The 25,429-nt window shown below is 58.2% G+C and carries 28 protein-coding genes, 1 tRNA gene and 1 pseudogene; 13 read left to right on the top strand and 17 right to left on the bottom strand.

The window, feature by feature from the left end; genetic code table 11:
• Window positions 1-34: 34 nt before the first annotated feature.
• From G0Q00_RS07565 to G0Q00_RS07535, 7 genes and pseudogenes are all read left to right on the top strand, one after another.
• A complete protein-coding gene (locus tag G0Q00_RS07565; RefSeq protein WP_163037846.1) occupies window positions 35-394 on the top strand; it encodes a hypothetical protein in 360 nt (119 codons plus the stop codon).
• Between the two features lie 62 nt (window positions 395-456).
• Window positions 457-963 (top strand): alkylphosphonate utilization protein, encoded by a 507-nt coding sequence (locus G0Q00_RS07560; RefSeq protein WP_163037844.1) that lies wholly within the window; start codon window positions 457-459, stop codon window positions 961-963.
• Between the two features lie 46 nt (window positions 964-1,009).
• On the top strand, window positions 1,010-1,204 hold the full coding sequence (locus G0Q00_RS07555) for a CTP synthetase (protein WP_163037843.1): 195 nt from the start codon (window positions 1,010-1,012) through the stop codon (window positions 1,202-1,204).
• A 70-nt stretch (window positions 1,205-1,274) separates the two neighbouring features.
• Window positions 1,275-1,454, top strand: a complete 180-nt coding sequence (locus G0Q00_RS07550; protein ID WP_163037841.1) for a CTP synthetase — start codon at window positions 1,275-1,277, stop codon at window positions 1,452-1,454.
• A gap of 54 nt (window positions 1,455-1,508) precedes the next feature.
• Window positions 1,509-1,585, top strand: a tRNA-Arg gene (locus tag G0Q00_RS07545).
• A gap of 215 nt (window positions 1,586-1,800) precedes the next feature.
• Window positions 1,801-2,025, top strand: a pseudogene (locus tag G0Q00_RS07540) (IS481 family transposase); the annotation flags it as partial.
• A gap of 95 nt (window positions 2,026-2,120) precedes the next feature.
• Window positions 2,121-2,405, top strand: coding sequence for a hypothetical protein (locus G0Q00_RS07535; RefSeq protein ID WP_163037839.1), 285 nt, complete (start codon window positions 2,121-2,123; stop codon window positions 2,403-2,405).
• Here G0Q00_RS07535 and G0Q00_RS07530 read toward each other — a convergent pair.
• Both G0Q00_RS07530 and G0Q00_RS07525 read right to left on the bottom strand, forming a co-directional pair.
• Window positions 2,402-3,100 (bottom strand): class I SAM-dependent methyltransferase, encoded by a 699-nt coding sequence (locus G0Q00_RS07530; RefSeq protein ID WP_163037837.1) that lies wholly within the window; start codon window positions 3,098-3,100, stop codon window positions 2,402-2,404. The two genes, G0Q00_RS07535 and G0Q00_RS07530, sit on opposite strands and share 4 nt — an antisense overlap.
• Before the next feature lie 21 nt (window positions 3,101-3,121).
• Window positions 3,122-4,099, bottom strand: a complete 978-nt coding sequence (locus G0Q00_RS07525; protein ID WP_239058344.1) for a glycosyltransferase family 2 protein — start codon at window positions 4,097-4,099, stop codon at window positions 3,122-3,124.
• A 27-nt stretch (window positions 4,100-4,126) separates the two neighbouring features.
• On the opposite strand from G0Q00_RS07525, the gene G0Q00_RS07520 reads away from it, so the two are divergent.
• Entirely contained in the window at window positions 4,127-5,806 is a 1,680-nt protein-coding gene (locus G0Q00_RS07520) for a glycosyltransferase family 39 protein (RefSeq protein ID WP_163037833.1), read from the top strand.
• A 136-nt stretch (window positions 5,807-5,942) separates the two neighbouring features.
• The gene (locus G0Q00_RS07515; RefSeq protein WP_163037831.1) at window positions 5,943-6,419 is read left to right on the top strand and encodes a YqhA family protein; all 477 of its coding nucleotides are present in this window, start codon (window positions 5,943-5,945) and stop codon (window positions 6,417-6,419) included.
• A gap of 41 nt (window positions 6,420-6,460) precedes the next feature.
• Here G0Q00_RS07515 and G0Q00_RS07510 read toward each other — a convergent pair whose 3' ends face one another.
• Window positions 6,461-7,459 (bottom strand): NAD(P)-dependent alcohol dehydrogenase, encoded by a 999-nt coding sequence (locus G0Q00_RS07510; RefSeq protein ID WP_163037829.1) that lies wholly within the window; start codon window positions 7,457-7,459, stop codon window positions 6,461-6,463.
• A gap of 143 nt (window positions 7,460-7,602) precedes the next feature.
• Between G0Q00_RS07510 and G0Q00_RS07505 the strand changes: the two genes are divergently transcribed.
• On the top strand, window positions 7,603-8,562 hold the full coding sequence (locus G0Q00_RS07505) for an NAD(P)-dependent alcohol dehydrogenase (RefSeq protein WP_163037827.1): 960 nt from the start codon (window positions 7,603-7,605) through the stop codon (window positions 8,560-8,562).
• 36 nt (window positions 8,563-8,598) lie between these two features.
• Here the strand turns inward: G0Q00_RS07505 and G0Q00_RS07500 are convergent, their stop codons facing one another.
• The 3 genes from G0Q00_RS07500 to G0Q00_RS07490 form a co-directional block, all read right to left on the bottom strand.
• Complete coding sequence (locus G0Q00_RS07500; RefSeq protein ID WP_163037826.1) at window positions 8,599-9,279, bottom strand: GntR family transcriptional regulator; 681 nt, start codon at window positions 9,277-9,279, stop codon at window positions 8,599-8,601.
• A gap of 66 nt (window positions 9,280-9,345) precedes the next feature.
• Complete coding sequence (locus G0Q00_RS07495; RefSeq protein ID WP_163037824.1) at window positions 9,346-10,371, bottom strand: proline racemase family protein; 1,026 nt, start codon at window positions 10,369-10,371, stop codon at window positions 9,346-9,348.
• 25 nt (window positions 10,372-10,396) lie between these two features.
• Entirely contained in the window at window positions 10,397-11,356 is a 960-nt protein-coding gene (locus G0Q00_RS07490; protein WP_163037822.1) for a dihydrodipicolinate synthase family protein, read from the bottom strand.
• A gap of 358 nt (window positions 11,357-11,714) precedes the next feature.
• Between G0Q00_RS07490 and G0Q00_RS07485 the strand changes: the two genes are divergently transcribed.
• Window positions 11,715-12,686, top strand: coding sequence for a Hint domain-containing protein (locus G0Q00_RS07485; protein ID WP_163037820.1), 972 nt, complete (start codon window positions 11,715-11,717; stop codon window positions 12,684-12,686).
• Here the strand turns inward: G0Q00_RS07485 and G0Q00_RS07480 are convergent, their stop codons facing one another.
• The 9 genes from G0Q00_RS07480 to fabA form a co-directional block, all read right to left on the bottom strand.
• Window positions 12,687-13,931 (bottom strand): mandelate racemase/muconate lactonizing enzyme family protein, encoded by a 1,245-nt coding sequence (locus G0Q00_RS07480; RefSeq protein WP_163037818.1) that lies wholly within the window; start codon window positions 13,929-13,931, stop codon window positions 12,687-12,689.
• Window positions 13,932-13,935: 4 nt separating this feature from the next.
• Window positions 13,936-15,027, bottom strand: a complete 1,092-nt coding sequence (locus G0Q00_RS07475) for a zinc-binding dehydrogenase (RefSeq protein ID WP_163037816.1) — start codon at window positions 15,025-15,027, stop codon at window positions 13,936-13,938.
• Between the two features lie 101 nt (window positions 15,028-15,128).
• A complete protein-coding gene (gene pcaD, locus G0Q00_RS07470) occupies window positions 15,129-15,926 on the bottom strand; it encodes a 3-oxoadipate enol-lactonase (RefSeq protein WP_163037814.1) in 798 nt (265 codons plus the stop codon).
• Window positions 15,923-17,128 carry an endonuclease/exonuclease/phosphatase family protein gene (locus G0Q00_RS07465; RefSeq protein ID WP_163037812.1) on the bottom strand — a complete coding sequence of 402 codons (1,206 nt, stop codon included), beginning with the start codon at window positions 17,126-17,128 and terminating at the stop codon, window positions 15,923-15,925. Before G0Q00_RS07465 ends, pcaD begins: the two co-directional genes overlap by 4 nt.
• Window positions 17,129-17,140: 12 nt before the next feature.
• A complete protein-coding gene (locus G0Q00_RS07460; protein ID WP_163037810.1) occupies window positions 17,141-18,130 on the bottom strand; it encodes a threonine/serine dehydratase in 990 nt (329 codons plus the stop codon).
• Complete coding sequence (locus tag G0Q00_RS07455; protein WP_163037808.1) at window positions 18,109-18,936, bottom strand: alpha/beta fold hydrolase; 828 nt, start codon at window positions 18,934-18,936, stop codon at window positions 18,109-18,111. Before G0Q00_RS07455 ends, G0Q00_RS07460 begins: the two co-directional genes overlap by 22 nt.
• Before the next feature lie 122 nt (window positions 18,937-19,058).
• Window positions 19,059-19,847: an enoyl-ACP reductase gene (locus G0Q00_RS07450; protein WP_163037806.1), complete on the bottom strand. Its 789-nt coding sequence runs from the start codon at window positions 19,845-19,847 to the stop codon at window positions 19,059-19,061.
• A gap of 9 nt (window positions 19,848-19,856) precedes the next feature.
• Entirely contained in the window at window positions 19,857-21,086 is a 1,230-nt protein-coding gene (gene fabB / locus G0Q00_RS07445) for a beta-ketoacyl-ACP synthase I (RefSeq protein WP_163037804.1), read from the bottom strand.
• A gap of 216 nt (window positions 21,087-21,302) precedes the next feature.
• Window positions 21,303-21,812, bottom strand: a complete 510-nt coding sequence (gene fabA / locus G0Q00_RS07440; protein WP_142851970.1) for a bifunctional 3-hydroxydecanoyl-ACP dehydratase/trans-2-decenoyl-ACP isomerase — start codon at window positions 21,810-21,812, stop codon at window positions 21,303-21,305.
• Window positions 21,813-21,998: 186 nt separating this feature from the next.
• On the opposite strand from fabA, the gene irrA reads away from it, so the two are divergent.
• Complete coding sequence (irrA, locus tag G0Q00_RS07435; protein WP_163037802.1) at window positions 21,999-22,415, top strand: iron response transcriptional regulator IrrA; 417 nt, start codon at window positions 21,999-22,001, stop codon at window positions 22,413-22,415.
• Window positions 22,416-22,530: 115 nt separating this feature from the next.
• Here irrA and G0Q00_RS07430 read toward each other — a convergent pair whose 3' ends face one another.
• The gene (locus tag G0Q00_RS07430; RefSeq protein ID WP_163037800.1) at window positions 22,531-22,959 is read right to left on the bottom strand and encodes a peptidylprolyl isomerase; all 429 of its coding nucleotides are present in this window, start codon (window positions 22,957-22,959) and stop codon (window positions 22,531-22,533) included.
• Window positions 22,960-23,072: 113 nt separating this feature from the next.
• Window positions 23,073-23,933 carry a hypothetical protein gene (locus G0Q00_RS07425; RefSeq protein ID WP_163037798.1) on the bottom strand — a complete coding sequence of 287 codons (861 nt, stop codon included), beginning with the start codon at window positions 23,931-23,933 and terminating at the stop codon, window positions 23,073-23,075.
• A 161-nt stretch (window positions 23,934-24,094) separates the two neighbouring features.
• Here G0Q00_RS07425 and miaB point away from each other — a divergent pair, with 161 nt between their 5' ends.
• Window positions 24,095-25,420: a tRNA (N6-isopentenyl adenosine(37)-C2)-methylthiotransferase MiaB gene (gene miaB, locus G0Q00_RS07420; protein WP_163037796.1), complete on the top strand. Its 1,326-nt coding sequence runs from the start codon at window positions 24,095-24,097 to the stop codon at window positions 25,418-25,420.
• Window positions 25,421-25,429 lie beyond the last annotated feature (9 nt).

The following is a 25,429-nucleotide window of genomic DNA, read 5'->3' as shown; positions in this document are numbered from 1 at the left end:
TGATTAATCTATGCCATATGGGTGAACTGAGCCTATGTCGAGTGCATTCAAATCAATAGCTCCTAAACCGCTCGATGGATTTGAGTTTCCGCCAGAGTATATTCGCCTCAGGCGCTTGGGGTTTTCAGACCTCGAGCCGTGGTACTTCTTGGATGAACAACAGCTTAGTCAAACGCTCGCCGGCTTAAGACAACGGTATCCGGACCGAAAACTCATCCCCTTTGCGCGCCGACAGGACAACGACGACACAGCATGTTGGGACCAGCAAGACAACAATACGGTCTACATTATTCACGATTTTGCGTCGGTCGGATATGAAGAACGCGATACCTTTGATGGTCTCTATTCATGGCTTCGGGCTGCAGTTGAAGACTTGATTGAATTTGATAGTTAGCTCCCACCTTCCCTCCCCTCCCAATCCCCCCTATAGCTCCCTCACCCAACCTCGGAGCCCCCATGCCTTGCCCCCTCTGCGCCGCAGATGCGCCTCTCTCCTCTTTCTCCGTTCCCGGCGGACCAACTGACGCCTCGGTCCTGATTTGCGCCACCTGTGCGGCTCAGATCGACGGCACGCCGGATGAAAACCATTGGCGCGGGCTGGCGTCCTCGATGTGGTCCGAGGATGCGGCGGTTCAGGTGCTGTCGGTGCGGATGCTCAAGCGGTTGGAGGCTGCGTGGGCGCGGGATTTGCTGGATCAGGTCTATCTGGACGAGGACACGCAGGCGTGGGTCGACAATGTGGCCGCGGTCTCAAACCACAAGGACAGCAACGGGGTCACGCTGAGTGCGGGGGATACCGTGGTGCTGATCAAGGATCTGCCCGTGAAGGGCGCGGGCTTCACCGCGAAGCGCGGCACGGCGGTGCGGGGGATCAGCCTTGTTGCCGATAATCCCGAGCATATCGAGGGCCGCGTGGAAGGCCAGCGCATTGTCATTCTGACGCAGTTTGTGAAGAAGAAGTAGGCAGCGCGGGCCCCGTGGGCTATGCCGCCTGCGAAGGAGGCCCGCCATGCGCGCACCGCTTTGGAAAATCGTCGCCACGTTTTACGGCATCATCGGCTCGACCGTCGCGTCGGTGCTTGTGGTGATCGCACTGGTGAACGGCGTGACGGGTCTGTGGCCGCTTCTGGGCGCGGCCGCTGTGGGCTTCGTGCTTGGTCTGCCGGTGAGTTACTATGTCGCGCGCGCTATGGCGGGCGATTGATCCTGATCAAAGCGTCATGGTTTAGACGGGCAGAAGGTCGCTCCTGCAAATATTATGCAAGGAAATTAATATGTTACGTCTTGCCGCTGTGATCTATATCCTTCTCGGTGTCACTCTGGCCGGCATCCTTATCGTCGCCGCGTTGACCGTGGGCATGGATACCGCACAGCCGATCATCTACGCCGCAGTCGCCGGTTTCGTTGTCGCCGCCCCTATTTCTTGGGTCGTCGCCAAGCAGATCAACGGCTAAGCCACGTTTTCAGGTTGAAAATAGACCGCTGGCGGGGGTAATGCTTCGTCCAGCGGTCCCTTAGCTCAACTGGATAGAGCAGCTGACTTCTAATCAGCAGGTTGAGGGTTCGAGTCCTTCAGGGATCGCCATATTAATTTTTTAAATTGCTTATCATTGCGAGTTTCGGGTGTCTCTGCGTCGAAAAACACTGGAAGCAATACGGAAGCAGGGTGGGGCTGTAGCGCTACGGCTACTGTCAAGCGTGCGCGGAATCACTTTCCAGATGAAAATGCTTTGCGACGTGACCTGCCCGGGATTTTTCCTCTGCCATCGATTAGAGCCCGACCCAACTTGAGGACGGACAATGAGCCGGACGATCAAGGAAGCGACGGTCAATCGGTATCACTACGACACCCATTTGCGGTTTGGAACGCACATCACCGACTTCGTTGCAGCCTACAATTACGCACGCAGATTGAAGACGTCGCAAGGCCTCACGCCATTCGAATGCATCTGCAAAATCTGGACATTAGAGCCGGAAAGATTCAATGTTAATCCAGCCCACCACACGCCGGGACTAAACAACTAGAGACTACGCTCACAACCCTCATTGCAGACACTCACCTCAAGTGTAAAAGTTCGAAAGCGGCGGATTCGTTCGTGCGAAGTAAGGAACACTTACTGATGGAATTGAAAAGTTTTCTGGTCAATGAGGCTATAGGCCTGATCGGTGGGGTGGTGTTCTTTGGATCATGGCTGCTGCAGGCTTGGCAATCGCGCCAAGCAAAACAGGCTGTTGTCTCTAAGAGCTTCTTTTCATTGCGCGCTCTGGCCTCGGCGCTTCTTACCTTCGAGGGCATTCGGATTGGGTCTGTGTCAATCTCGTTGGTAATGGGGGCAACATTGCTTTTGATGCTGTACAATATTCATTTGATAAGGCGTCGCGAAAAGCGAGAGAATTTGGGTTAATCGCCCCGAGAAATGAGAGCTGTACTGTCTGGAAGTGGCAGACACGCGGCTAGCCCATTTAGGGTTACGGCCTTCAATCCCAAGGCAGATACAGCGTCCTGATAGCGGCGGCGTTTATAGTCATCAAGCAGGATATGACCGTCCGGCTTCAAGCGGTGGATCGCGACCTGAAGGCAGGCTTCGCGTGCGCGCCCATCAATCACGATCAGATCGAATTCACCCTCTATATCGTTTATCGCGGCGACGTAGTCGTCAAAGTATTGCCCTTCGAAGCCAAACTTTGCTGACGGAATCGCGCCATGTTTCTGTGGCTTCACCTGAACTGTATGAACATGAGCAAAGGGCTTAAGCCGAGGCTCAACAATCTTTGCCCAGCTAGGATCATGTTCGACCGAGATCACTTCACCAGCCCGTTTAGCCAACCATACCGTGCTGGCACCCGACCCCCATTCGAACACACGTGCATTCTGGGTTCTGGCTAGTTTCTTATCCACAGCATCAATCGCATCAAAGCTCCACCAGGGGATATCCAGATGCACCATGTCGTCGATATCATAGATTGCCAGCAGGGATCTAAGCCACTTAGCGAACCGGCCATCACGGCGTTCCAGCCATCGTGTCAGCCCTGCGAAGGATAAAACAACACGGGCAAGACGCATGACCTTTACATAGGCGGAACGAACGAGGCTTTGCACTGAGATCACTCCGCGTTTGTCTTAAGATTGGACGATTTCATCAATGACGTACTTGTCGCGTTCACGCAGGCCCGAGGCCTGTAAAAGTTCTGCCACGAGGCCGACGCCAAGGATCTGTGTGCCCGTGACGGTAAATAAGATGCCAATGAATAAGAGTGGGCGCGTCCCTATCGGTCCCATTCCGAGCAGCCAAAGTGCGGTAAGGTACGCGATGAAGCCAAGGCCAATCAACAATAGCGGAAGGCCGATCATCGCAAAAAAATGGAGCGGTCGCGACTGGTACCGCGTCAGAAGCTTGACCGTGCTTAGATCAAGGAAGCCTTTGATCATCCGCGTTACACCATATTTAGATTGACCGTGCTCTCGGGCGTGATGCTGAACAACGATCTCGGTGCAGTTAAAACCAACAGCATGCAGCAATGCAGGAGTGAAACGGTGAAGCTCCCCATAAAGGTTCAGGCGTTTCGCCGCGCGCCGCGTGTAAGCTTTAAAGCCGCAGTTGATGTCATGGATGTCGATATCGAACATTCTTGCGGTCATGCGGTTAAATACGCGTGACGGCAGTGTTTTTCCCAGCGGATCATGACGTGTCTGCTTCCATCCCGAAACAACGTCGTAGTTCTCGGCCAGTCTCTCCAAGAAGCGTGGAATCTCAGTAGGGTCGTCTTGAAGATCGGCATCCATGGTAACGATAATATCGCCCTGTGCTTGTGCGATCCCCGCAGACAGTGCGGATGCTTTGCCAAAGTTTCTTGTGAATCGAACAAGCTTCACCTGTGGCACGCGTCTTGCCAGATCGGCTGCGATTTCTCCTCCGCCATCGGTGCTTCCGTCATCAACGAAGATCAACTCCCAATCACGGCCGAGCGTTTCCATGACGGCCTGAATGCGGCTGCACAACGTTTCAAGGGTTGATGCCTCATCAAGAAATGGCACGACTATAGAAACACTGGCATCTTCGGGCGCAGTGGGCGACTGAGCATCTGCAGTTTCAACCATTGATGTGCGGTTCATTTGTAAGCCTTCTTGGCCAGTCTTGTTCAATTTAATGGAGTGGTTATAAGATCATGTAAATCAAAACATAAAGCATTTTCCATCGCAGGTCAGCCTATGCAGCAAAACTTTGAGCGTGAGACAGTTTGGTGGGCTGTGCGCGTATTCACGATGCTCATCGTTCCATTCATTGGTTCCTACACACTTCTAGAGCCTTTTGGACGCGATCAGGGGATACACGCCACCATTGCTTTCGCATTGGATGAAGGGCTTGTGACCTACCGGGATGTCTACAACATCAAGCCCCCACTGACGACAGCCATGCACTGGTTATCGCAAGCCCTTTTCGGGCATAACATGATGGCAATCCGTGCGCTGGATCTTGTTGTGGCGACCCTTGCGGCGCTTGGTTTGATCGAGATCGGAAAGCAACTGGGAAGAAATCCGATCTTTGGTTTCGCTGCTGCTGTTGGGTTCTCGATTTTGTACTTTAGTTATGGGTATTGGGAACACGCGCAAACGGACGGTTGGGCGGGTTTTCTTGTGGTTCCAGCCCTCTTGCTTCTGCTCAAGGGATGGAGGCGTGAAAACGACAAAACGCGGTTCGCTGCGATGGTCGGGGCAGGAGCAATCCTCGGAACTGCTTTTTGTTTCAAGTATACGATCGGCGGAGCGGGAATACTGGTATTTGTGCCTTTGCTCGCCAACCTCATTGGAAAAGGCGACATCCGCTTCTACGTCACTGACTTCCTTGCTTGTTGCATCGGAGGAGTAATCACCCTTGCTGCTGTGGTTGCGGTGCTCGTTTACTTCGGTGCTTGGACGGATTTTATCGAGATTCAAAAATACGTCATGAGCTATATCGGATACAAAAATCCCGAGGCTCCAGGAACCCTAATCGGTTTCCTGCTGCCCGGAATGGCCTCAGTCTATGTTCTGGGCGCGGTGTTTGTTGGGCTATTGTGCGCTGCATCTGAATGGATGAAGGCCAAGCGGTCTGCCGTCTTGGCATTATGTATTCTTTGGCTATTTGCAGGCTGGCTGTCTGGCGGAGCACAAGGAAAGGGGTTTGCCTATCATTTCCTTCCGTTGGTGCCAATTTACGCACTCCTGATCGGAATAGCAGTCGAGTATTTTTCTAACCTCTCCGAAGATCGTAAGCGGTCCTATGGAATTGCCTGCGTATTGCTGCTTTCGCTCTATATTCCCAGCGTGGCCGCAAAGTCGAACAAGCATGGGATCATCGCGTTTGCGACAGGCAATCAGAGTAGTGCGTATTTCTCCGAACTCAAACCCACCACTGACTTTGATCTCACGGAAACGCTCGACTTCACTACAACGTTGAACAAGTACCACGAACCCGGTGATACGCTTTTTGTTTGGGGGTATGCGACGATGCTTTATTTCTTGGCTGAAACACCTCCACTATACAAGTACCCCTATTCCTGGCCGTTCATGGTCAACCACTATGAGGGGCAGTACAGTCAGGATCTTATTTCGCGGTTGAAGGCCTCTCCTCCCACCCGCATCGTCGTGCAACCGAAAGACGCGGCGCCTTGGGTGACTGGTAATCATCGATCCTCTGAGGAACAGCTCGATGAGCTTCCTGAACTGCGCGAGTTTATTCATGGTTCCTATCGCCTGATAGAACAGTATCCGAGGTTCAAATTGTACGAGTTGAAAGCTGCGGACAAAGGTGTCGCAGGCCAGTAAGGGGCCGCAACCTGTCAGCTATGCATGGCTCAGGTTGCTCCTGTGTATCAGTTCCGTTTTAGAAATGCCTGTTGAACAAGACTGTGCTTGACGTGGGACGACGTGCCACGCAGACAGGCGAAAACGGAGCAAAAGAATGAGCACACTCCTTGGCGCAAGCCGCTTTATGGTCATCTTGGCAGTGATTGGCGCACTTCTGGCAGCGACGACGTTGCTTGTCTATGGGCTGATCGAGACGGTGCAGCTGATCTTGAGCACCATTCAGAACGGTGAAGTAACGCGGAAGGTTGCAAAGGCGCTTGCGCTGGAGTTCATTGAAATCATTGACCTCTTCCTGCTTGGGACGGTGTTCTATATCGTCGCGATCGGGCTTTACGAGTTGTTCATCAGCACGAATGTGAAGCTGCCAAGCTGGCTGACGATCAACAATCTGGATGACCTGAAGAACAAGCTGATTGCAGTGGTAATCGTTGTGCTTGGTGTGCTCTTCTTGGGGCAGGTGGTCAGCTGGGACGGAGAACGTGACCTGCTTGGGTATGGCGCTGCGGTGGCGCTTGTCATTGGGGCGCTCAGCTATTTCCTGTCGCAGAAGACGGGTGGCAAGACGAAGTAAGGAGGGGGTGCGGGGCGCGCATCTATCCGCAAACCGAGCCTCTAAAGATCTGGGTATGGTTTTGGTGCGCCGGTAGACTCTAACTCACCCAGCGTATCTATCACCACGATCCCGGTCTTTTGTTCAGATTCAACATAGCGAAAGGCCGAGGCGATTTCTGCCAGCGGATAGGTGCGGTCGAAAACGCCTCGAAATTTTCCGTGCGCCATGAGATCGGCGAGACGCCTGATGAAGCCTGGTGCGTCCTCGGGAAATGGTATGCGGACCCGCTTGCTTCCCGTTAGTCCGTACCAGATGCCAAGCAGCATGTTCGACCAATATGGCCCCATGTCAGTCGCGCAATAGAGTGCGCCTTTTTTCAACAGGGGTCGGCATGCCCAACGGGAGGTTTTTCCCACTGCATCAAATACCAGATCGAATGTCTCGCCGATGGCGGTGAAATCCTCTCTCTCATAGTTCACGACGCGGTCCGCACCCAGCGCGTTGGCCAAGCTCGTATGTCGGGTGCCAACGACAGCAACGACATAGGCGCCGTTCGCTTTGGCAAGCTGGACCGCCGCTGTCCCGATCGCTCCAGAGGCACCGTAGATCAGGCAACGCTTGCCCTCGGTCAGAAGCTTCGTCGTGCCATGTGCATACCATGCGCCTTCACCAACGACGGCCTGATCAAATGGAATGCCGTCAGGGATAGGGGCTATCGCATCGTCAATCGGAATGCAGAGATATTCGGCATGTGCGCCAAAACGTTCTGGCGACATTCCGAAGACGCGATCTCCCACTTGGTAGGACGACACTTCAGACCCAAGCATGTCGACAACCCCGGCAAAATCCATTCCCAGTGACTGCATTTTCGGACGAAACAGGCCCGTCATGGCGCGTGCGAAGAACGGATGCGCCCGCAATGTGGCCGTGTCCGTCCGGTTTGCGGTGCTGGCATGTACGCGCACCCGAACCTCGTTCTTCGCCGGTTTTGGGCGCGGGACGTCACACAGTTCCAAACGGTCCGGAGAACCATAGCCCGTTATCACGGCGGCTTTCATGGTCGGATCTGCTATCATGCTGAAAGTGTAGCATCCCGGGCAGGGGGGGTGAAGAAGTTCTCAGATGCGGTCGGTTTGCCCAGATGACGGGTGCTTGACTATGACGCGGCGAGCAAGCCAAGATTTAGAGCAAGGATTTGAACATGAAAGCAGTTGTTTATAGCCGCTACGGCGGTCCCGATCAGCTCCAATTCGCGGATATCGACCTGCCTGAACCCGCCAAGGGTGAAATTCGGGTCAAGGTTTTGGCCTGTGCGGTTAACCTGTCCGATTGGGAATACCTGACCGGCGCGCCAGCATGGGTGCGCACTGTCGGCGGGTTGTTCAAACCCAAGGTGCCGGTTTTGGGATCGGACATTGTCGGGATTGTCGACAAGCTGGGCGAGGGTGTCAGCGGCTTTGAGATCGGGCAGAGGGTCATGGGGGATTACGTCATGACGCGCGGCGGTTTTGCTGAATATGCCTGTGTGCCCTCCGACGAAACCGTGGCCGTCCCCGATGCTCTCTCGGATGAGATCGCGGCCTGCATCCCGCAGGCTGGGGGGATTGCTGTGGCAGGCACCGATGGTCTTTCAGACGGGGATCGGATGCTGATCAACGGTGCGGGCGGCGGGTCCGGGACGATGGCGATGCAGCTGGCGAAGGCGGCTGGCGTGCATGTGACAGCGGTGGACAACGCAGGCAAAACTGAATGGCTTGAAAGCTTGGGCGCGGACAAGGTGATCGACTATGCCACGGTGAATTTCACCGAAACGGGCGAGAGATGGGACAGGATACTCGACATGGTCGCAACCCGCGGGCCGCGTGAAATATCCCAGGCCCTTGCCGAAGGTGGGGCCTATATGGCGCTGGGCGGAGACGTGCCCACGCTGTTGTCCATCGTCTTTGGGGGGAAGCTTCTGTCGCGCAATCGCTCTATCGGGATGCTTTTGGTGCCGTCCGGTCAGGATCTGACGCGCCGAGCGGCCGAGCTTGCACTTCAAGGTCGGATTGTGCCGCATATTGACGCCGTGTTGCCTTTCGCAGCCGTTCCAGAGGCCTTGGCGCGGACGGGTAAGGGCAAGGTTCTGGGCAAGATCGTCATCAAGCCGGAGCTTGCATAGCAGATCGCCGGGCGGATTTTGTGCCGCCTCCCGCGCTCAGCGCGTTTCGGCCTCCCTAAGCTCGGCGATCACGCTCACAAGCTCGGATTTGGTGTGGCTGATGTGGTGGGTAAGCAGCGCGGCAGCGGCGTCTATATCTCCGGCTTTGGCGAAGTTCAGAAGGCGGCGGTGTTCGTCTTTGGCAGATTCACGTTTGCCGCCGATGCTCAGATGCATCCGCACATAACGATCTGACTGCAGGTTCACGCGGTGCAACAGCTCGTTGGTCAGGCCGCGCCCAGCCGCCGCATAAAGTGCCGTGTGATAGTCGAAGTTCAACGCCCCCCACTGGATCACGTCATCTTCGTCATACGAGGTTTCCATCTTGTCCAGAATGTCCTCGCAGCGATCGAAATCGGCTTGCGTCATGTTGGGGATCGCGCGTTTGAAAAGGTCGACCTCGATTAAGATGCGCAGGTCAAAGATCTCGGCAATCTCGTCGATGGAGTGCTTCACGACCGAGGCTCCGCGATTGTTGGTCAAGTGGACCAAGCCTTCGGAATCCAGCCGCTTCAACGCCTCGCGGATGGGCATGCGCGAGACGTCGTATTCGTCGGCCAATGCCTCTTGCCGGATCACCTCGCCCTCGGCCAGTTCGCCGCTGAGAATGCGCTCGCGGAGGTCATTGGCGATAACATCCGGAAGGCTTTGGCGTGCGATCTTGCGTTTGGCGGTCATAAAGGGATCTCGGTTCTTGGTTGTCGGGCATTTTGGGGCGCGGGTGCGAGATGTGCAAGGGGGAGGTTATGCCCCCCACGTATCGCTTAACCGATAACCACCGGGCCAGGGGTCCTCGGGGTCCAGCATGTGTTGGTGCGTCCCTGTGATCCAACCACGACCCGAGATCTCGGGAATGATGGCGTCGCGTTGTCCGACTTGCGCTTGGCCAACGATCTGCCCGGTGAAGCGCGAACCGATGATTGATATGGCTTCGAAGGACTGCCCCATTGCCATCTGGCCCTTGGCCGCCATCAACGCCATGCGGGCGGATACAGCGGTTCCGGTCGGCGAGCGGTCGACTTTCCCGGGTTGAATTGCCACCGCAGACTTGCCTTGAAAACCTGTGCTCGTCTTCGATAGTGATCCAGCAAAGGCGCAGAATGAGATGTGATCCCATTCTGGATTTTCTGGGTGCGAGAACCCCAGCTGCTCATTGGCGGCATTGGTGATCCGTACACCCAGACGGGCAATGTCTTTGGCTTCGTCTTCGGCAATTCTAAAGCCAAGATCGTCTGCTTCGACCACCACGAAACTATCGCCGCCATAGGCTGTGTCCACGCGCAGGGTTCCGATCCCTTCAACCTCGATCATTGCGTCCAGCTTGTCGGCGAAGCTGGCTACGTTTTGCACGAAGATCCGTTCAGCCTTGCCGTTTCGGCACTCGGCGCGCACGCGGACCAGCCCTCCCGGGGCTTCCAGTGTCAGATGAGTTTCGGGCTCAGACATGGGCAGGATGCCGCTGTCCAGCAGCACGGTCGACACGCAGATCGAGTTCGATCCCGACATGGGCGGTGTGTCCTCTGGCTCCATGATGATCCACGCCGCGTCCGCGTCTGGATGCTTGGGGGGAACCAACAGATTCACGTGGCGAAACACGCCGCCACGTGGCTCGTTCAGAACGAAGTTGCGCAGGGTCTGGTCTTCGGCAATGAAATTGCGTTGCTCCCACACCGTGTTGCCGGGGGGCGGGGCCACGCCACCGACGATGACGTCGCCGACCTCGCCCTCGGCATGGGCGGACACAACATGGATGGTCTTGCTGCTGCGCATCTGGAACCTCGTGTTTTGTCAGAGCTTACATGCACTCGGAGATGACGCCACCCTGTTTCGACCAGTCCGCAAACCACGTCTGGAACAGTTTGTATTGCTGTTCGCAATAGTTCCGCTGGGCGTCCGACAGGACGTCAGTTTCGTTGAAATGTAGGCGGTACTCATCTTCGCCATTCAGAACCAGAAGGTGCTTGTAGTAGAGTACCAGATCTGTGCCCTCATCAAAGCTGGCAAGAACCCCAAAGGCACCTTCCAATTCCAACGCGCGCATGCGGGCTTCGGCGTGCCCTTCGGCCGCTTTCTGGGACAGGGCCGCCAGAAGCAGCGCTTCTTTCGGAAGGGCAGTGCCAATCCCGGTGATGGACCCGGTTGCGCCGCAGTTGACGAAGCCATGATAGACCTCGGTATCGACGCCGACCATCAGGGTGACGCTGTCGTCCTGGCTGGTGATGTGTTCAGCCGCATAGCGCAGGTCGTCCTTGCCGCCGAATTCCTTGAAGCCGATCAGGTTGGGATGCTCGGCACGCAGGGCAAAGAACAGATCCGCCTTGGTCGCGAAGCCATAGACGGGGCTGTTGTAGATGATGGCGGGCACGTCAGGTGCTGCCGACAGGATGGCTTTGAAGTGGTTCTTCTGCGCAGCCATCGACGACCCGCGAGACAGAACGCGCGGGATCACCATCAGGCCGACGGCGCCGACCTTCTGGGCATGGGCTGCGTGCGCCACAGCGGATTTCGAGTTGATCGCACCGGTTCCGACAACGACAGGAATGCCTGCTTGTGCCAGCCGTTCGACACCGGTCATTCGCTCCTCATCCGTCAGAAGCGGCCAGTCACCCATCGAGCCGCAATAGACCACAGCGGACATACCTGCCGCGATCATTTCGTGCCCTTTGCGCACCAGCGCATCGTAGTCAGGCGTGCGATCATCTTTGCAGGGGGTCATCAGGGCAGGCATGGTTCCTGCGAACACGGTCTTGGGCATGAGGGATTCCTTTGCAATCTGGGGCTCAGGTCACGTTTAAGGGATAATGTATCCAAAATCCAGAAAAATGTGCGATGACTGAATTGGGCGCGGGTGCGCGGCCAGAATGTCGGGAATTCTACCTTTCAGAGAATACTACTTGAAAGAGAGTAAATTTAGGGTAATCTTTCGTTAAAGGAGATTGATGGCCGCATTTTCAACCGGCGCAAATCTACAATGAAAGCAGGCAAACCCATGATGACGAGCGACAGGATCAAGCGTCACCGCCCCTCCGCCTTCGGGGCGAGTACCGGGGGATCCTCTCTGTCGCCGAGCATCTGGTGTCATGTGGTGCGAGCTAAAAAGGTGGAACAGACGCATGGCCACCTATAGCACGCAAGGCTGGATTTGGTCTGGCTTTGGAACCCCAATCACCTTGCAGCCTGTTACCATCGAAGATGACGACCCGTTCATGTCGCCCTACTTCACGCTTGATCCCAGCGAAGAGATCACGATTGGCGGCACAACCTACGGCGACATCTACGGGGGAACACGCGAACTAACTTTCACCGATTCCAATGGGGTTACGCATACCGAGGATTTCTTTTGGTGGGCCTCTGGAACCACAAATATCTTCGTCCCTGCACCGGGATCGGCATTCGATGATGGTTCGATAATAATCAGTGACGGCGGCGCGAAGGACATTACATCCGGTTTTGCCTGGACGGACGTGACCTGTTTTACTGCCGGAACGCTGATCGAAACGGATCGTGGTTCTGTCGCGATCGAGGGCATTCAGGAAGGCGACCTGGTTTTGACCGCTGACGGGTTGCAGCCTGTGCGCTGGATCGGGAAAAGCCCGGTTGCCCCGCTTCAGCTTTTAAGCAATCCCAAGCTGTTTCCAATTCGCATCATCGCCGGAGCACTGGGGGCCGGGTTGCCCAAACGTGATTTGCTGGTGTCTCGTCAACATCGGATGCTGGTCCAATCCCCCATCGCGCAACGGATGTTCGGCACGACAGATGTTCTGATTCATGCGATCAAACTGACACAGCTTCCCGGCATCTATGTTGACCAATCCGTGTCCACGGTCACCTATTACCACATGCTGTTTGACGAACATCAGGTGGTCTATGCAGAAGGCGCCCCCAGCGAAAGCCTGTATACTGGGCCAGAGGCATTGAAGGCGATCAGCGATGACGCGCGGGACGAGGTCTTGGCGCTGTTTCCCGAGCTTGCAGATCGGGATTACGCTCCGGAATTCGCCACTTTCGCGCCCGACGGGAAGCGTCAGAAAAAGCTGGTGGCGCGGCATCTGAAAAACGGAAAGCCGTTGTTGTCGCACTGCTGATCAGCGGTCGTCTTTTGGTGCGGGCGCACCACCTTCAAAACAGTTCTCTTTGGTATAGCTGCAGGGATCTTCTTGCATTTCCAGATGCAATCCGTCGCCCGTATAGGGATGCGCGCGCATCAGGTCCTCATTGGGAGTGATGCCCAGCCCCGGTGCGTCGGGCGGGATCACGAAGCCCTCTTCCCAGCGGATGGTATTGCCAATTAGGGCGAGGTGGAAATCGCCGCCCTGTTCGATGGTCTCGACCATCAGCAGGTTCGGGATCGAGGCGCCCAGATGCACATTCGCCGCCCACTCGATGGGGCCAGCATAGAGGTGCGGGGCGATCAAGGCATTGTGGACTTCCGCAATCGCCGCGATCTTCTTGACTTCCCAGATGCCGCCCGCACGGCCAAGCGCGGGTTGCAGGATCGAGGCCGCGCCTTGGCGCAGAACTTCCGCGAACTCGGCCTTGGTGGACAGGCGTTCGCCGGTCGCGACCGGGACCGAACTGGCGCGGGCGACCTTGGCCATCTCGGCGAAGTTGTCGGGCGGGATGGGTTCCTCGAACCAGAGCGGCTGATAGGGGGCGATGGCTTCCGCCATGCGGATCGCGCCGCCGGTTGTGAACTGGCCGTGGGTGCCGAACAGCAGGTCCGCGCGGTCGCCGACGGCCTCGCGGATCGCTTTGCAGAACGCCACGGATCGCGAGATGTCTTTCATCGACGGCATGTGGCCCGATCGAATGGTGTAAGGCCCGGCGGGGTCGAATTTCAGCGCGGTAAAGCCTTGTTCGACGCGAGTGAGTGCTGCCTCGGCTGCCATCTCAGGCGACGTCCAAAACTCCGGCAACGCGTGGCCGGGATTGGGATAAAGGTAGGTGTAAGAGCGCAGCCGTTCGTTCACCTTACCGCCCAGAAGCGCCCAGACGGGTCTGTTGCGGGCTTTTCCCAGAATGTCCCAACAGGCGATCTCCAGCCCCGAAAACGCGCCCATGACCGTTGGATCGGAGCGCTGGGTGAAGCCTGCGGAATAGGCGCGGCGGAACATCAGCTCGATGTTTTCGGGGTTCTCGCCCTGCATATGGCGGGCAAACACATCTTCGATCACTGCGCGCATGGCGTCGGGGCCGACGGCGGAGGCATAGACCTCGCCCCAGCCGGTGATCCCGTCATCGGTCGTCACTTTCACGAAGATCCAGTACCGCCCGCCCCAGCCCGGGGCCGGGGGCGCGGTGACGATGATGTCTAGATCCTTCAAACGCATGGGATCAGACCTTGTCGAACAGAATAACGTTGCGCCGCGCCGCGCCTGTCTTGGTATCGGCAATCGCTTCGTTGATCTGGTCAAACGACCAGCGGCCCGAGATCAGCTCGTCCAGCTTTAACCGGCCCTGTTGATAGAGGTCGATCATCCACGGAATGTCGCGCTGGATGACCACATCGCCCATCTTTGACCCGACCATGCCCTGTCCAAGGGCGGCCAGAACCACGGGTTCATAGCTGGACATATCACCGGAATGAGGCATGCCGACCATCACCACCTTGCCACCCGGCGCAAGGTAACGCGGGGCGCTGTCATAGGCCGGGATCGCGCCCACGGTGACCAGCACGGCGTCCGCGCCGCGCCCCGCCGCCTGCATTGCGGTTTTCCACGGTTTCGGGTCGGATGCCAGCACCCCGTCGGTCGCCCCGAACTCCATTGCGGTCGCCAGTTTGTCTTCGGTCATGTCTACGGCGATGACACGCGAGGCGCCTGCAATGCGCGCGCCTTGGATAGCGTTCAAACCCACGCCGCCCGCGCCGATCACCACGACCACGTCGCCCGCGCGGACGTTGCCTGCATTCACCACAGCACCAACCCCCGTGATCACACCGCAAGCCAACAAGGAGGCGACGTCCATCGCCATATCCTCGGGCAGTTTCACCACTTGGCTTTGCTCGACCACGACCCGTTCGGCAAAAGCGCCGGTGGCCATGGCTTGATGCATCTTGCCGCCGTCCACATCGGTGATCGGCCCGTGATCTCCGTCATAGGGCGTCGCGCAGGAGGTCGGCGTACCTGAGGCGCAGCTGGGGCAGGTCTGGCAGGCGCGGATTAGGGTCACGACGACCGGATCGCCCACGGACAGACCCTTCACGTGGTCGCCCACATTGGTGATCCGTCCGGCAGCCTCGTGGCCATAGACGGCGGGCAAGGATCCGCCCCACGCCCCATCCGCATAGGAAATGTCACTGTGGCAGATGGCGACGGCATCCAGCGTCACCTCGACCTCGCTGCCTACTGGCGGGCGGATGGCGATCTCTTCGATGACCAGCGGTTTCCCGAATTCGTGGCAGACGGCGGCTTTGATCCGGTCCATGGCGGCTCCTGTTGGTGTTTTGTTTTCGGAAAGCTTGCGCGGAAAACACGGGCTTGCCAACAAAACTGCGACAGGAAGGGCGGAAAACGACGCGGCGTTTCCTAGAAATGCCCGATAGAGCGCAGGAAGTCCGTCAGAAGCGCGGCGTATTCCGCGGGCTTCTCGACCGGGGACATGTGTCCGGTGCCGCGGATCAGTTCAAACCGCGACCCGGGGATCAGGCCGGCGGTCTCGCGCACCATATCGGCGGGGGTTGAACCATCCTCAGTCCCCGCAATTGCCAGCGTGGGCAGGCGCAGCCGCGCCGTGCTTTCGTAAAGATCGGTGTCGGCGATGGCTTCCATGCAGCCCAGATAGCCCTCAAGCGGGGTGGCGCGCATGCGGGCGCGGGCGTCGTCCATACGCTCCGGGTGATCGCGCTTGGTGGCGCGGGAAAACCAGCGGTCTATATTGGCATCAACCACGGCGTCGATCCCGCTTTTACGCACCTTCTTGATCCGTGCATCCCAAATCCACGGCGTGCCAATCTTCGCAGCGGTGTTCGAGATCACCAGCCCGCGGACCAGATCCAGCCGTTCCGCCGCCAGACCTTGCGCGATGATGCCACCGATGGAGAGCCCGACAAAGACGCATTCCTTTACACCCAACTGGTCCAACGCGCGGCCCGCGTCGGCCACGAGGTCTCCCATCGGGTAGGGGCCGTCGGGGCAGGGGCTTTGACCATGCCCCCGCATGTCCATACGGATCAGGCGGAGGCGGTCGGGTAGGGCGTCGACCACGGCATCCCACATGGTCAGGTCCGACCCCAGCGCATGGGCGAACACCACGGCGGGCCCGTCTTTCGGACCGCATTCCGCCACGTGCAGCGTTACGCCGGTGTCGTTGGGGATGACGATCATTCCTCGTCCCCCAACAGGGTCAAATGCGCCATGATCTGCCCGTGATCCGAGGCCAGCTTGTTATACGGTGCCTCGGGGTGGGAGCCGTCGGTGATGTGGTCATTCAGCACGCTGAAATAGGTCATGTCGGCGATCCGCTTCGCATTGTCCGGATGGAAATGACGGCTGAGGAAGATCTGGTCGATGCTTTCAAACACGCCCGCGAAAGCCGAGGTATAGACCATGTCGCGCAGCGATTTGCGCACAAAGAGTTTTTCGGCGGAATGCAGGCGAAACGCCTCGACCGCTGCGGTGATCTGCTTGTTTTCCTCGCGGCTGTACCGGTCGCGATCGGTTTTTGCGTCGTGGCGCAGCATCCATGAATAGTTCTTGAACGGCACCTCGCCCGCGATGATTTCCGAGCTGACGGCGTGTTCGCCATCATTAAAATCCCCCATCACGGCGACGGGGTGGCCGGCTCTGATCTCGGCGACCACCAGCTTGCGCAGCACCCATGCCTCGGCCATCCGGCGCATGGCTGAACGCGCTGCCCCAAGGGCGCGACCAACCGGGTCATAGCGGGTCAGGTCAGCTTCGGGCGCATAAGGGGCGCCTTTGGGCTGGATGAACTCGCCCAGTTTGGATTTCAGGTGGCAGTTAAACAGCGTAATGACCTGCCCCCCGACCGGCACGCGGACTTTCAGGATCGGGCGCGACAGGCGGGTCAGGGTGTAGGATCCCGCGTCGCCCTCGTCCCCGCGCAGGGCGGGAAAGGGGATGGTCACGGGGTCAGAGAGGTCCTGAATGATCTCGGGCTCGCCCACAAAACCAAAACGCGACAGGATCGCCACGCCCGGGCGCCGTTCGCCGGGGCCGCCATCGGCCGAGTTCGGGGCGAAGACCAGCCCGTCTTTGGGCCACGGTTTCACCGCCAGTTTGCGAAAGATCGCCTTGCGATGATAGCGCTTGGTTTCATCCGGAATGGTCGCCGCGTTCAGTTCGTGTGCGCGGGTGTTCGCCTCGCCAATCACGTCCAGAAGGGCGTCTTCCTCGAAGATCTCTTGAAAGCCGATGATGTCGGCGTCCAGTGCCAACATCTGGTCCGCCATCCAATCGCGCTTCCACGCGTATTCTTCCGGGGTGTAGCTGAGGAACTTGTAAAACTCCTGGTCCGCGCCAATCAGGTTTTTGACGTTGAACGAGGCAATCGTGAAATCAGTCATAAGGGTCTCCGGTCAGGCGAAGCGGTTCAGGGCGTCGATGAAAACGGGGGCGTCTACATTTCCGCCAGTCACAACGACGATGACTGCGTCCCCCTTGATCTCGCGCGGTTGGAAGAGGGCCGCAGCCAGCGCGACGGCAGCGCCGGGCTCGATCACCAGTTTCAAACGGGTGAAGGCATGGGCCATGGCGCGCAGGCAATCTTCGTCTGGGACGGCGATCCCGGAACCACACAGGCGCTGCATGATCGGGAAGGTCAGTTCCCCCGGTGTGGGGGTAATGATTGCGTCGCAGATGGAACCGGTTAGCTGAGCATTTCGGCAGATCTTTCCTGCTTCAAGTGACCGCACGACATCGTCAAAGCCTTTTGGTTCCACAGGGCGCACCTGCAGGTCGGGGGCTTCGTGGTCCAGCGCCAAAGCGATGCCAGCCGTCAGGCCACCACCGCCACAGGGCACCAGAACCTGTGCGTCGTGGATGCCTTCGTCGCGGGCTTGGTTGGCGATCTCAAGTCCGACCGTGCCTTGGCCTGCGATGACCGCCTCGTTGTCGAAAGGTTTGATCAAGGTCAGCTCGTTCTCTTCTGCCAACTGCGCGCCGATTTCGTCCCGGTTTTCAGTTGCGCGGTCATACAGAACGACCCGTGCGCCCAACGCCCGTGTGTTGTCGATCTTCTGCTGCGGCGCGTCCGAGGGCATCACAATCGTAGACGGCGTCTGGTTCTGACGTGCCGCCAGCGCAATGCCCTGCGCGTGGTTGCCGGATGAAAACGCGATCACGCCCATTTCGCGCTGATCCGCCGTCAATTGGGAAATCGCGTTATGCGCCCCGCGATATTTGAAACTGCCCGTGTGCTGCAGACATTCGGGCTTTACAAAGACCCGCCGTCCGGCGATCTCGTCCAGAAAGGGCGAGGTCAGAAGCGGCGTGCGCCGGACATGGCCCGCATTGCGGCGGGCGGCATTGCGGATCTCGTTGATGTTCAACGCATTTTCTCCAACCATTCGGTGATGGTGGCAAGGCTTTCAGGTTCGTCCAGAAACGGCACGTGGCCGCGATCCGGAATTTTCGCATAGCCCATATCGGGGCGGCGCTTCTGCATTTCGGCAACCGTCTCGGCGCTTAGAAGGTCCGAGTTTTCGCCGTGGATCAGCGCGAGCGGCAACCCATCCATCGCGTCAAAGAAGGGCCAGAGATCCGGGGCGGGTTGTGCGCCCGCGTCCTGAACCGCGTCACGCAGGGCGGGGTCATAGCGGTTGGTTAGCCCTTTGTTGTCCTGTTCAAACAGGTTGTGACATTCCTCGATCCAGCGCTGCATCGGGACATTCTGGAAGCCGAAATCAGCCATGAGTTTCGCGCGCGCCTCGGCGGCCTCTTCGATGGTCTTGGCCGAAGGCTTGCGCCCCAGATAGCCCATGATGTTGTCTAGCCCGTTTGGCGCAAGCTCGGGGCCGATATCGTTCATGCAGACGCCCAAGAGCTTGTCCTTCACCGTGGCGGCAAGGCCCATTGCGATCAGTCCCCCGCGCGAGGTGCCAAGGATGGCGGCTTTCTCGATCCCCAGATGGTTCATCAGAAAGAGCGCATCCAGCCCTTCCTGCGGCACCGTATAGGTTTTGTGATCACCCCAATCCGACTGCCCACGCCCGCGATAGTCCATGCGGATCAGACGGACGCCTTTCAGGTGCGGCGCAACGAAGTTGAAATCATCCGAGTTGCGCGTCAGACCCGACAGGGCCAGAACAGGCAGGCCTTCGCCTTCGTCCCGATAGGCAATTTCCAACCCGTCATTGGCCGTAAATGTCTGCATGATTATGTTCCCTTGGCAATTCTGTGTGCAGTAAGCCTGAGAACCGGAATGGGGTCTAGAGGGACCTCACATAAAAAAAAGGCCCCATCACTGGGGCCCTTTCAAAACGCGGAGATTTCAGATCAGAGGTTGTCCGATTGCGGCATGCCCAAAACGTGGAAACCGCTATCGACGGTGATGATCTCGCCCGTTGTGCAGTTGCCATAGTCGGACGCCAAATAGACAGCGGTGCCGCCTACGGCTTCCAGCGTGGCGTTCTGGCGAAGCGGTGCGTTTTGTTCCGTGTGGCGGAAGGTTTTACGCGCACCACCGATGGCCGCGCCAGCCAGTGTTTTCATCGGGCCGGGCGAGATCGCGTTCACGCGGATGCCGTCGGGGCCAAGGTCGTTGGCCAGATAGCGCACGGAAGATTCCAGTGCCGCCTTGGCCACGCCCATCACGTTGTAGAACGGTGTTACGCGGTTCGAGCCGCCATAGGTCAGCGTCAGGATCGTACCGCCATTGGTCATCTTGGGGGCTACGCGGCGGGCGACCTCGATCAGCGAGTAACAGCTGATATCCATCGAGTGCTTGAAGTTCGCACGTGATGTATCGACGAAACGGCCGGTCAGTTCGTTCTTGTCGGAATACGCGATCGCGTGGACCAGAAAGTCGATCGAGTCCCATTTGGACCACAGGTCATCGAACCCTTTATCCAGAGCGTCGTCGTCCGTGACATCCATGTCGACCAGAATGTCCGAGCCTACCGATTCTGCCAGCGGGGCAACCCGCCCGCCAAACGCGTCACCCTGATAAGAGAACGCCAGTTCTGCGCCCTCATTGGCCATTGCCTGCGCAATGCCCCAAGCGATGGAACGTTGGTTTGCGACCCCCATGATGAGACCGCGTTTGCCTTGCATAAGCCCTGCCATGTCAGTTCCTCACCCTTGATACTTGCTTAGGATCATCGACCCGTTGGTGCCGCCAAAGCCGAAGCTGTTGGTCATCACGCTGTCCAAACCTGCGTTTTCCACCAGCGACGTCGCGATCTCGCCTTCATTGATGGCGGGGTCCAGATTTTCGACGTTGATCGACGGTGCGATGAAGTCGTTATCCAGCATCAGCAGGCAGTACACAGCTTCTTGCGCGCCGGTGGCGCCTTGGCTGTGGCCGGTCATCGACTTGGTCGAACTGATCGGAGGTGTCGAGCCTTCGCCAAAGACGCGGCGCACGGCTTCCACTTCGCCCACATCGCCAACCGGGGTCGAGGTACCGTGGGCGTTGATGTAGCCCACTTTGCGGCCTTCCGGCAGCATGTCCATCGCCAGACGCATAGCGCGTTCACCACCTTCACCGGACGGCGCTACCATGTCATGTCCGTCCGAAGTGGCGCCATAGCCGGTGACTTCGGCGTAGATCTTCGCGCCGCGCGCTTTCGCGTGCTCCAGATCTTCCAGAACCAGAATGGCACCGCCGCCGCCAATTACAAACCCGTCGCGGTCGGCGTCAAACGCGCGCGAGGCTTTCCCGGGCGTGTCGTTATACTTCGACGACATCGCACCCATCGCGTCAAAGAGGCAGGACAGAGTCCAGTCCAGTTCCTCGCCGCCGCCCGCGAACATCACGTCCTGCTTGCCCATCATGATCTGCTCGGCTGCGTTACCGATGCAGTGCAGGCTGGTCGAACAGGCCGAGGTGATCGAATAGTTGATGCCCTTGATCTTGTAGGCGGTCGCAAGGTTGGCGGAAATCGTCGAGCCCATGCATTTCGGAACCGCGAACGGCCCAATGCGCTTGGTCGCGCCGGATTTCAACGCGGTCTGGTGGGCAGCAAACATCGCGCTGGTCGACGGACCGCCCGAGCCAGCCACAAGACCCGTGCGCGGGTTCACCACGTCGTCTTCGCCAAGACCTGCGTCTTCGATCGCCTGACCCATCGCGATATGGGCATAGGCCGCACCCGGCCCCATGAAGCGCAGCGCGCGCTTGTCCACATGTTCCTTGATGTCGATATTCGGCATGCCCGCAATCTGGCTGCGGAAGCCATGCTCGACCATGTCGGCATTGGCGGTGATGCCGGATTTGCCAGCCTTGAGCGAGGCCAGAACCTCGTCCTTGTTGTTCCCGATGGCCGAGACAATGCCCAGACCGGTAACGACGACACGACGCATGCGTGGCCTCCCTTTAAAACGTTCAATTCTTAGTAGGGGATTGGTGGGGGCGGTGCAAGGCGGGAAGGGTGGTGCCTGATCTAACAGCCTTGCCGATTTGATCAGGTGGAGGAGTGCTCTTTCCCTGAACGCAAAACGGCGGCACAAGAGGTGCCGCCGTAGTAGGATGTGCCTGTCGGTTGTCGAGCGGGTGTCGTAACCGAACCCCTCAGGTTCTCAGCTCTCGCTCAGCGCGACCTTCATGTCTTTCACCTGATAGATCACCTCACCGTCGGCCTCGACGATGCCGTCGGCAACGCCCATCGTCAGGCGGCGGGTTTGGATCGCCTTGGTGAAGTCGATTTTATAGGTCAGCATCTTGCGATCGGGACGGACCATGCCGGTCAGCTTCACTTCGCCCACACCCAGCGCATAGCCGCGACCCAGCCAGCCGCGCCAGCCAAGGTTAAAACCGGTCAGCTGCCACAGGCCATCAAGGCCAAGACAGCCGGGCATGATCGGGTTGCCGGGGAAGTGGCAGTCGAAGAACCATAGGTCGGGGGTAATGTCGAACTCGGCCAGAACGTGGCCTTTTCCGTGCGCGCCACCATCGCCCGAGATCTCGGTGATGCGGTCCATCATCAGCATCGGCGGGGCCGGAAGCTGCGCATTGCCGGGGCCAAACAGCTCGCCCGCTGCGCATTTCAAAAGGTCTTCCTTGCCAAAGCTTGTGGGATAGTCCGCCATCTTCGCCCCATATCTTGTGTGTTTTCAGTCTCACACCCTCTAGCACCCGCGCAAAGCCCGACGCAAGGGCAGGTGAGGGCGCGCAGCGGCGATCTGGACGGGAAAGACCAGTTTTTATTGGCGCTTGTCGCCCAGAACCCTTATATTCGCTTGGAACCATCTGTTTGATGTTAGAAGAGCCAGATCATGATGCAGGAAAAACGACAGACCGAAGCCGAATGGTTGTCCAGCGCTGGGCTGCGTCCAACGCGGCAGCGTCTGGCCTTGGCACATCTGCTGATTGGGGATGGCCAACACCGCCACGTCACCGCCGAAAGTCTCTATGAGGCGACGCGCGATGGTGCGGACAAGGTGTCGCTTGCGACGGTCTATAACACGCTGCGAGTTTTCTCGGATGCCGGGCTTCTACGCGAAATCACAGTGAACGGCGCGCGCAGCTACTTCGACACGAACGTCACCAACCATCCGCATTTCTTCTGGGAAGACACCGAAGAGCTGATGGATGCGCCGGACGAAGATCTGAAGATCGCGCAATTGCCGGAAGCGCCCGCAGGGGCCGAGATCGCGAAAGTCGACGTGGTGATCCGCCTGCGCCGCAGCTAACCCACATCCGCTCTTTTTCTTGTCACAAGTATCCTGGGGTGAGCGCCTTTGGCGCGAGGGGCAACGCCCCTGAAGGCCGCGCGTTTGCGCGCGGCCTTGTTGTTTTTCGACAGCGTCAGCCGATGCCGACAACCTCGAAATCAAAGATCAGGGTTTTGCCAGCCAGCGCGTGGTTGGCATCCAGCGTGACGGTGTCGTCGGTCAGGTTGGTGACGGTGACCGGAACGGGCTGACCCTGCGGGCCGGACATCTGCAGCTGAATACCAACTTCCAGCGGGATCTCGGTAGGAATGTCGGCGCGGGGAACTTCCAGAATGGCTTCGTCATGGCTGGGGCCATAGGCCTCTTCCGGGGCGATGGTGACCTTCTTCTTGTCGCCAACCTTCATGCCGGGAAGCGCCTTGTCCAGACCGGGAATAATCATGCCCGAGCCCACTTCGAACTCCAACGGATCGCGGCCTTCAGAGCTGTCGAAAACGCTGCCGTCTTCCAGCGTGCCAGTATAGTGAATGCGCACCTTCGCGCCTTGCGTGACTTCGGTCATAGGAACCTCGTGATGTCTGGGAATGAATGGACGAGGCCGAGGCGGTAACGCAGCGGGTGCTCGTGTGTCGGATAGGGGTATTTAACGAAACTCAGGCCGAATGGAAACGCTGCCTAGAACCACTGCCCCGGTTCCATCAGCCCCAAATCCAGAAGCTGCTGCGAATGCCACTGAAATTTCGTGGTGTTGTGCCAGTTGAAGCTGTGGACGTCGTGTTTGGACCCGGCGTTCGTTTTCAGCGCTTTGGCGGTGCGGAAGCTGGCGACGGCAACGGAGATATTGTGGTGCCACGGGCAGGAATAGGTGTTGTATTCTTCGTCATTGAACGTGTGGTTTGGGCGCAGTTTTAGGCCGGGCTTGGCTTTGAACAGAGATACGCGGTCGATCTTGTGGCCGTTTGCCGGGACGTGTTCCTCGAATCGCCAGCGCAAGCCGCCGAAGAAATCCAGTTGGCGGTCCAGCGCGTCGCCATCCGGACCTTTGCGCCCATGCGCGTAGTATCCCGATTTGTCCAAACAGGCGTGGTCCAGAGATACCGCGTTCGGGAACTGGCCCAGATCGTCAGCATACAGATCCACCACATAGCTCAGCACCGCATCGCGACGTTCTTCGGTTTGGAAGGCCAACAGCTCGCCCACGGTGCGGGATTCGCAAAACGGGTGAAACAGGTATTCGGCGTTGAAACAGTAATAAAGCCACGTGCCGGGGGCGGCCTCGATCACCTGATTGACGGCGTCTACGACGGCAGTCGCAGTTGTGTCGAAACTGATGCGGTGAATGGATTTTTCCAGTTCTTCGGGCAGGGTCAACGCATCCGGGGTAAAGACCATAACCGCCCGAAACCCGGCGTTATGATGGTGGCGGATGGTGCTTTCAACCTCGACCAGATCCTCGACAAAGATCATCGCAACGGGGCCTTTGGCCAAGACAGACCTTGAGGACTGAAGGAACTTATGAAGGTTGCTATACCGCATGATGTGCCCCAGTTGGTGTCCCGCTGAATTGCAGGTTCTTGCCGATTGCCGACAGAAATTTCATGAAATCAACCTGTTTTGCAAGCGTTGCGGGCCTGATCCCTTTGCTGTAACAGGCGGGAACTTGAGCTTGTGCTGCTAAAAACCTTGGGAAACGCGCCATGTCCGACAAGAAAAAACTCTTCATCCGCACCTATGGCTGCCAGATGAACGTCTATGACAGTGAACGCATGGCCGAAGCGCTGGGCGCGGACGGGTATGAGCAGACCGAGACGCCGGATGACGCGGATATGATCCTGCTGAACACCTGCCACATTCGCGAAAAGGCCGCCGAGAAGGTCTATTCCGAACTGGGTCGTTTCAAAGGCCTGAAGGCCGAGAAACCCGATCTGAAGATCGGCGTCGCGGGCTGCGTCGCGCAGGCCGAGGGCGAAGAGATCATGCGCCGTCAGCCGATGGTCGACCTTGTGGTTGGCCCGCAGACATATCACCGCCTGCCCACGATGATGGAGCAGGTCGCCAAGGGCGAAAAGGCGCTGGATACGGATTTCCCTGAAGAAGACAAGTTTGAACACCTGCCCAAGCTGCGCGGCACCAAGGCCAAGCGCGCGCCTGCCGCATTCCTGACGGTTCAGGAAGGCTGCGATAAGTTCTGCGCCTTCTGCGTGGTGCCATATACCCGCGGGGCCGAAGTCAGCCGCCCGGTCGAACGCATCTTGCGCGAAGCGCGCGAGCTGGTCGAACGTGGCGTGCGTGAAATCACCCTCTTGGGTCAGAATGTGAACGCCTATCACGGCGCTGGACCGGATGGCGATTGGTCGCTAGCGAAACTGATCTGGGCGCTGGACGAGATCGACGGGTTGGAGCGTATCCGCTTCACAACCTCGCACCCCAACGACATGAGTGACGATCTGATCGAGGCGCATGGCACCTGCAAAAAACTGATGCCCTATCTGCACCTGCCGGTTCAGTCGGGTTCGGACAAGATCCTGAAGCGGATGAACCGCAGCCACACGGCCGAAAGCTATCTACGTCTGATCGAACGGATTCGCGAGGCGCGTCCGGACATCCTGATCTCGGGCGACTTCATCGTGGGCTTCCCGGAAGAGGATGATCAGGATTTCGAAGACACGATGAACCTGATCCGTGAAGTGAATTACGGTCAAGCCTTCAGCTTCAAATACTCGACCCGCCCCGGCACCCCGGCGGCCGAGCGTGCGCTGGTAGATGACGCGGTGGCATCCGAACGCCTGTATCGTCTGCAAGCGCTGATCACCGAACAGCAACGTGCCATTCAGAACAGCATGGTCGGCCAAGAGGTCGGCGTACTGTTTGAAAAGAAAGGCCGTCTTGAAGGCCAGATGGTCGGCAAATCCGATCACCTGCACGCGGTACACGTTCAGTGTGACGCGGCCGTGGGCGATCTGAAGCGCGTGCGCATCACCGACAGCGGCCCAAATTCGCTTGCCGGAAAGCTGGTGGACTGATCCGGCAAC

The organism is Aliiroseovarius sp. PrR006 (assembly GCF_010500215.1).
In the GTDB taxonomy this organism is placed as follows: domain Bacteria; phylum Pseudomonadota; class Alphaproteobacteria; order Rhodobacterales; family Rhodobacteraceae; genus Aliiroseovarius.
Note: the sequence above shows the minus strand (reverse complement) of the source record. Positions and strands in the feature narration are given on the sequence as shown.

Coding starts and splice junctions, on each gene's coding strand:
- G0Q00_RS07485 (WP_163037820.1), top strand. CDS start 11,715: ATGGCCACCTATAGCACGCAAGGCTGGATTTGGTCTGGCTTTGGAACC.
- G0Q00_RS07425 (WP_163037798.1), bottom strand. CDS start 23,933: ATGCGGTATAGCAACCTTCATAAGTTCCTTCAGTCCTCAAGGTCTGTC.
- G0Q00_RS07495 (WP_163037824.1), bottom strand. CDS start 10,371: ATGCGCAGCAGCAAGACCATCCATGTTGTGTCCGCCCATGCCGAGGGC.
- G0Q00_RS07560 (WP_163037844.1), top strand. CDS start 457: ATGCCTTGCCCCCTCTGCGCCGCAGATGCGCCTCTCTCCTCTTTCTCC.
- miaB (WP_163037796.1), top strand. CDS start 24,095: ATGTCCGACAAGAAAAAACTCTTCATCCGCACCTATGGCTGCCAGATG.
- fabB (WP_163037804.1), bottom strand. CDS start 21,086: ATGCGTCGTGTCGTCGTTACCGGTCTGGGCATTGTCTCGGCCATCGGG.
- G0Q00_RS07500 (WP_163037826.1), bottom strand. CDS start 9,279: ATGACCGCCAAACGCAAGATCGCACGCCAAAGCCTTCCGGATGTTATC.
- G0Q00_RS07505 (WP_163037827.1), top strand. CDS start 7,603: ATGAAAGCAGTTGTTTATAGCCGCTACGGCGGTCCCGATCAGCTCCAA.
- G0Q00_RS07565 (WP_163037846.1), top strand. CDS start 35: ATGTCGAGTGCATTCAAATCAATAGCTCCTAAACCGCTCGATGGATTT.
- G0Q00_RS07455 (WP_163037808.1), bottom strand. CDS start 18,936: ATGCAGACATTTACGGCCAATGACGGGTTGGAAATTGCCTATCGGGAC.
- G0Q00_RS07550 (WP_163037841.1), top strand. CDS start 1,275: ATGTTACGTCTTGCCGCTGTGATCTATATCCTTCTCGGTGTCACTCTG.
- G0Q00_RS07510 (WP_163037829.1), bottom strand. CDS start 7,459: ATGAAAGCCGCCGTGATAACGGGCTATGGTTCTCCGGACCGTTTGGAA.
- fabA (WP_142851970.1), bottom strand. CDS start 21,812: ATGGCGGACTATCCCACAAGCTTTGGCAAGGAAGACCTTTTGAAATGC.
- G0Q00_RS07490 (WP_163037822.1), bottom strand. CDS start 11,356: ATGCCCAAGACCGTGTTCGCAGGAACCATGCCTGCCCTGATGACCCCC.
- G0Q00_RS07515 (WP_163037831.1), top strand. CDS start 5,943: ATGAGCACACTCCTTGGCGCAAGCCGCTTTATGGTCATCTTGGCAGTG.
- G0Q00_RS07535 (WP_163037839.1), top strand. CDS start 2,121: ATGGAATTGAAAAGTTTTCTGGTCAATGAGGCTATAGGCCTGATCGGT.
- G0Q00_RS07555 (WP_163037843.1), top strand. CDS start 1,010: ATGCGCGCACCGCTTTGGAAAATCGTCGCCACGTTTTACGGCATCATC.
- G0Q00_RS07525 (WP_239058344.1), bottom strand. CDS start 4,099: ATGGTTGAAACTGCAGATGCTCAGTCGCCCACTGCGCCCGAAGATGCC.
- G0Q00_RS07430 (WP_163037800.1), bottom strand. CDS start 22,959: ATGACCGAAGTCACGCAAGGCGCGAAGGTGCGCATTCACTATACTGGC.
- pcaD (WP_163037814.1), bottom strand. CDS start 15,926: ATGATCGTCATCCCCAACGACACCGGCGTAACGCTGCACGTGGCGGAA.
- G0Q00_RS07480 (WP_163037818.1), bottom strand. CDS start 13,931: ATGCGTTTGAAGGATCTAGACATCATCGTCACCGCGCCCCCGGCCCCG.
- G0Q00_RS07450 (WP_163037806.1), bottom strand. CDS start 19,847: ATGGCAGGGCTTATGCAAGGCAAACGCGGTCTCATCATGGGGGTCGCA.
- G0Q00_RS07460 (WP_163037810.1), bottom strand. CDS start 18,130: ATGGTTGGAGAAAATGCGTTGAACATCAACGAGATCCGCAATGCCGCC.
- irrA (WP_163037802.1), top strand. CDS start 21,999: ATGATGCAGGAAAAACGACAGACCGAAGCCGAATGGTTGTCCAGCGCT.
- G0Q00_RS07465 (WP_163037812.1), bottom strand. CDS start 17,128: ATGACTGATTTCACGATTGCCTCGTTCAACGTCAAAAACCTGATTGGC.
- G0Q00_RS07475 (WP_163037816.1), bottom strand. CDS start 15,027: ATGGACCGGATCAAAGCCGCCGTCTGCCACGAATTCGGGAAACCGCTG.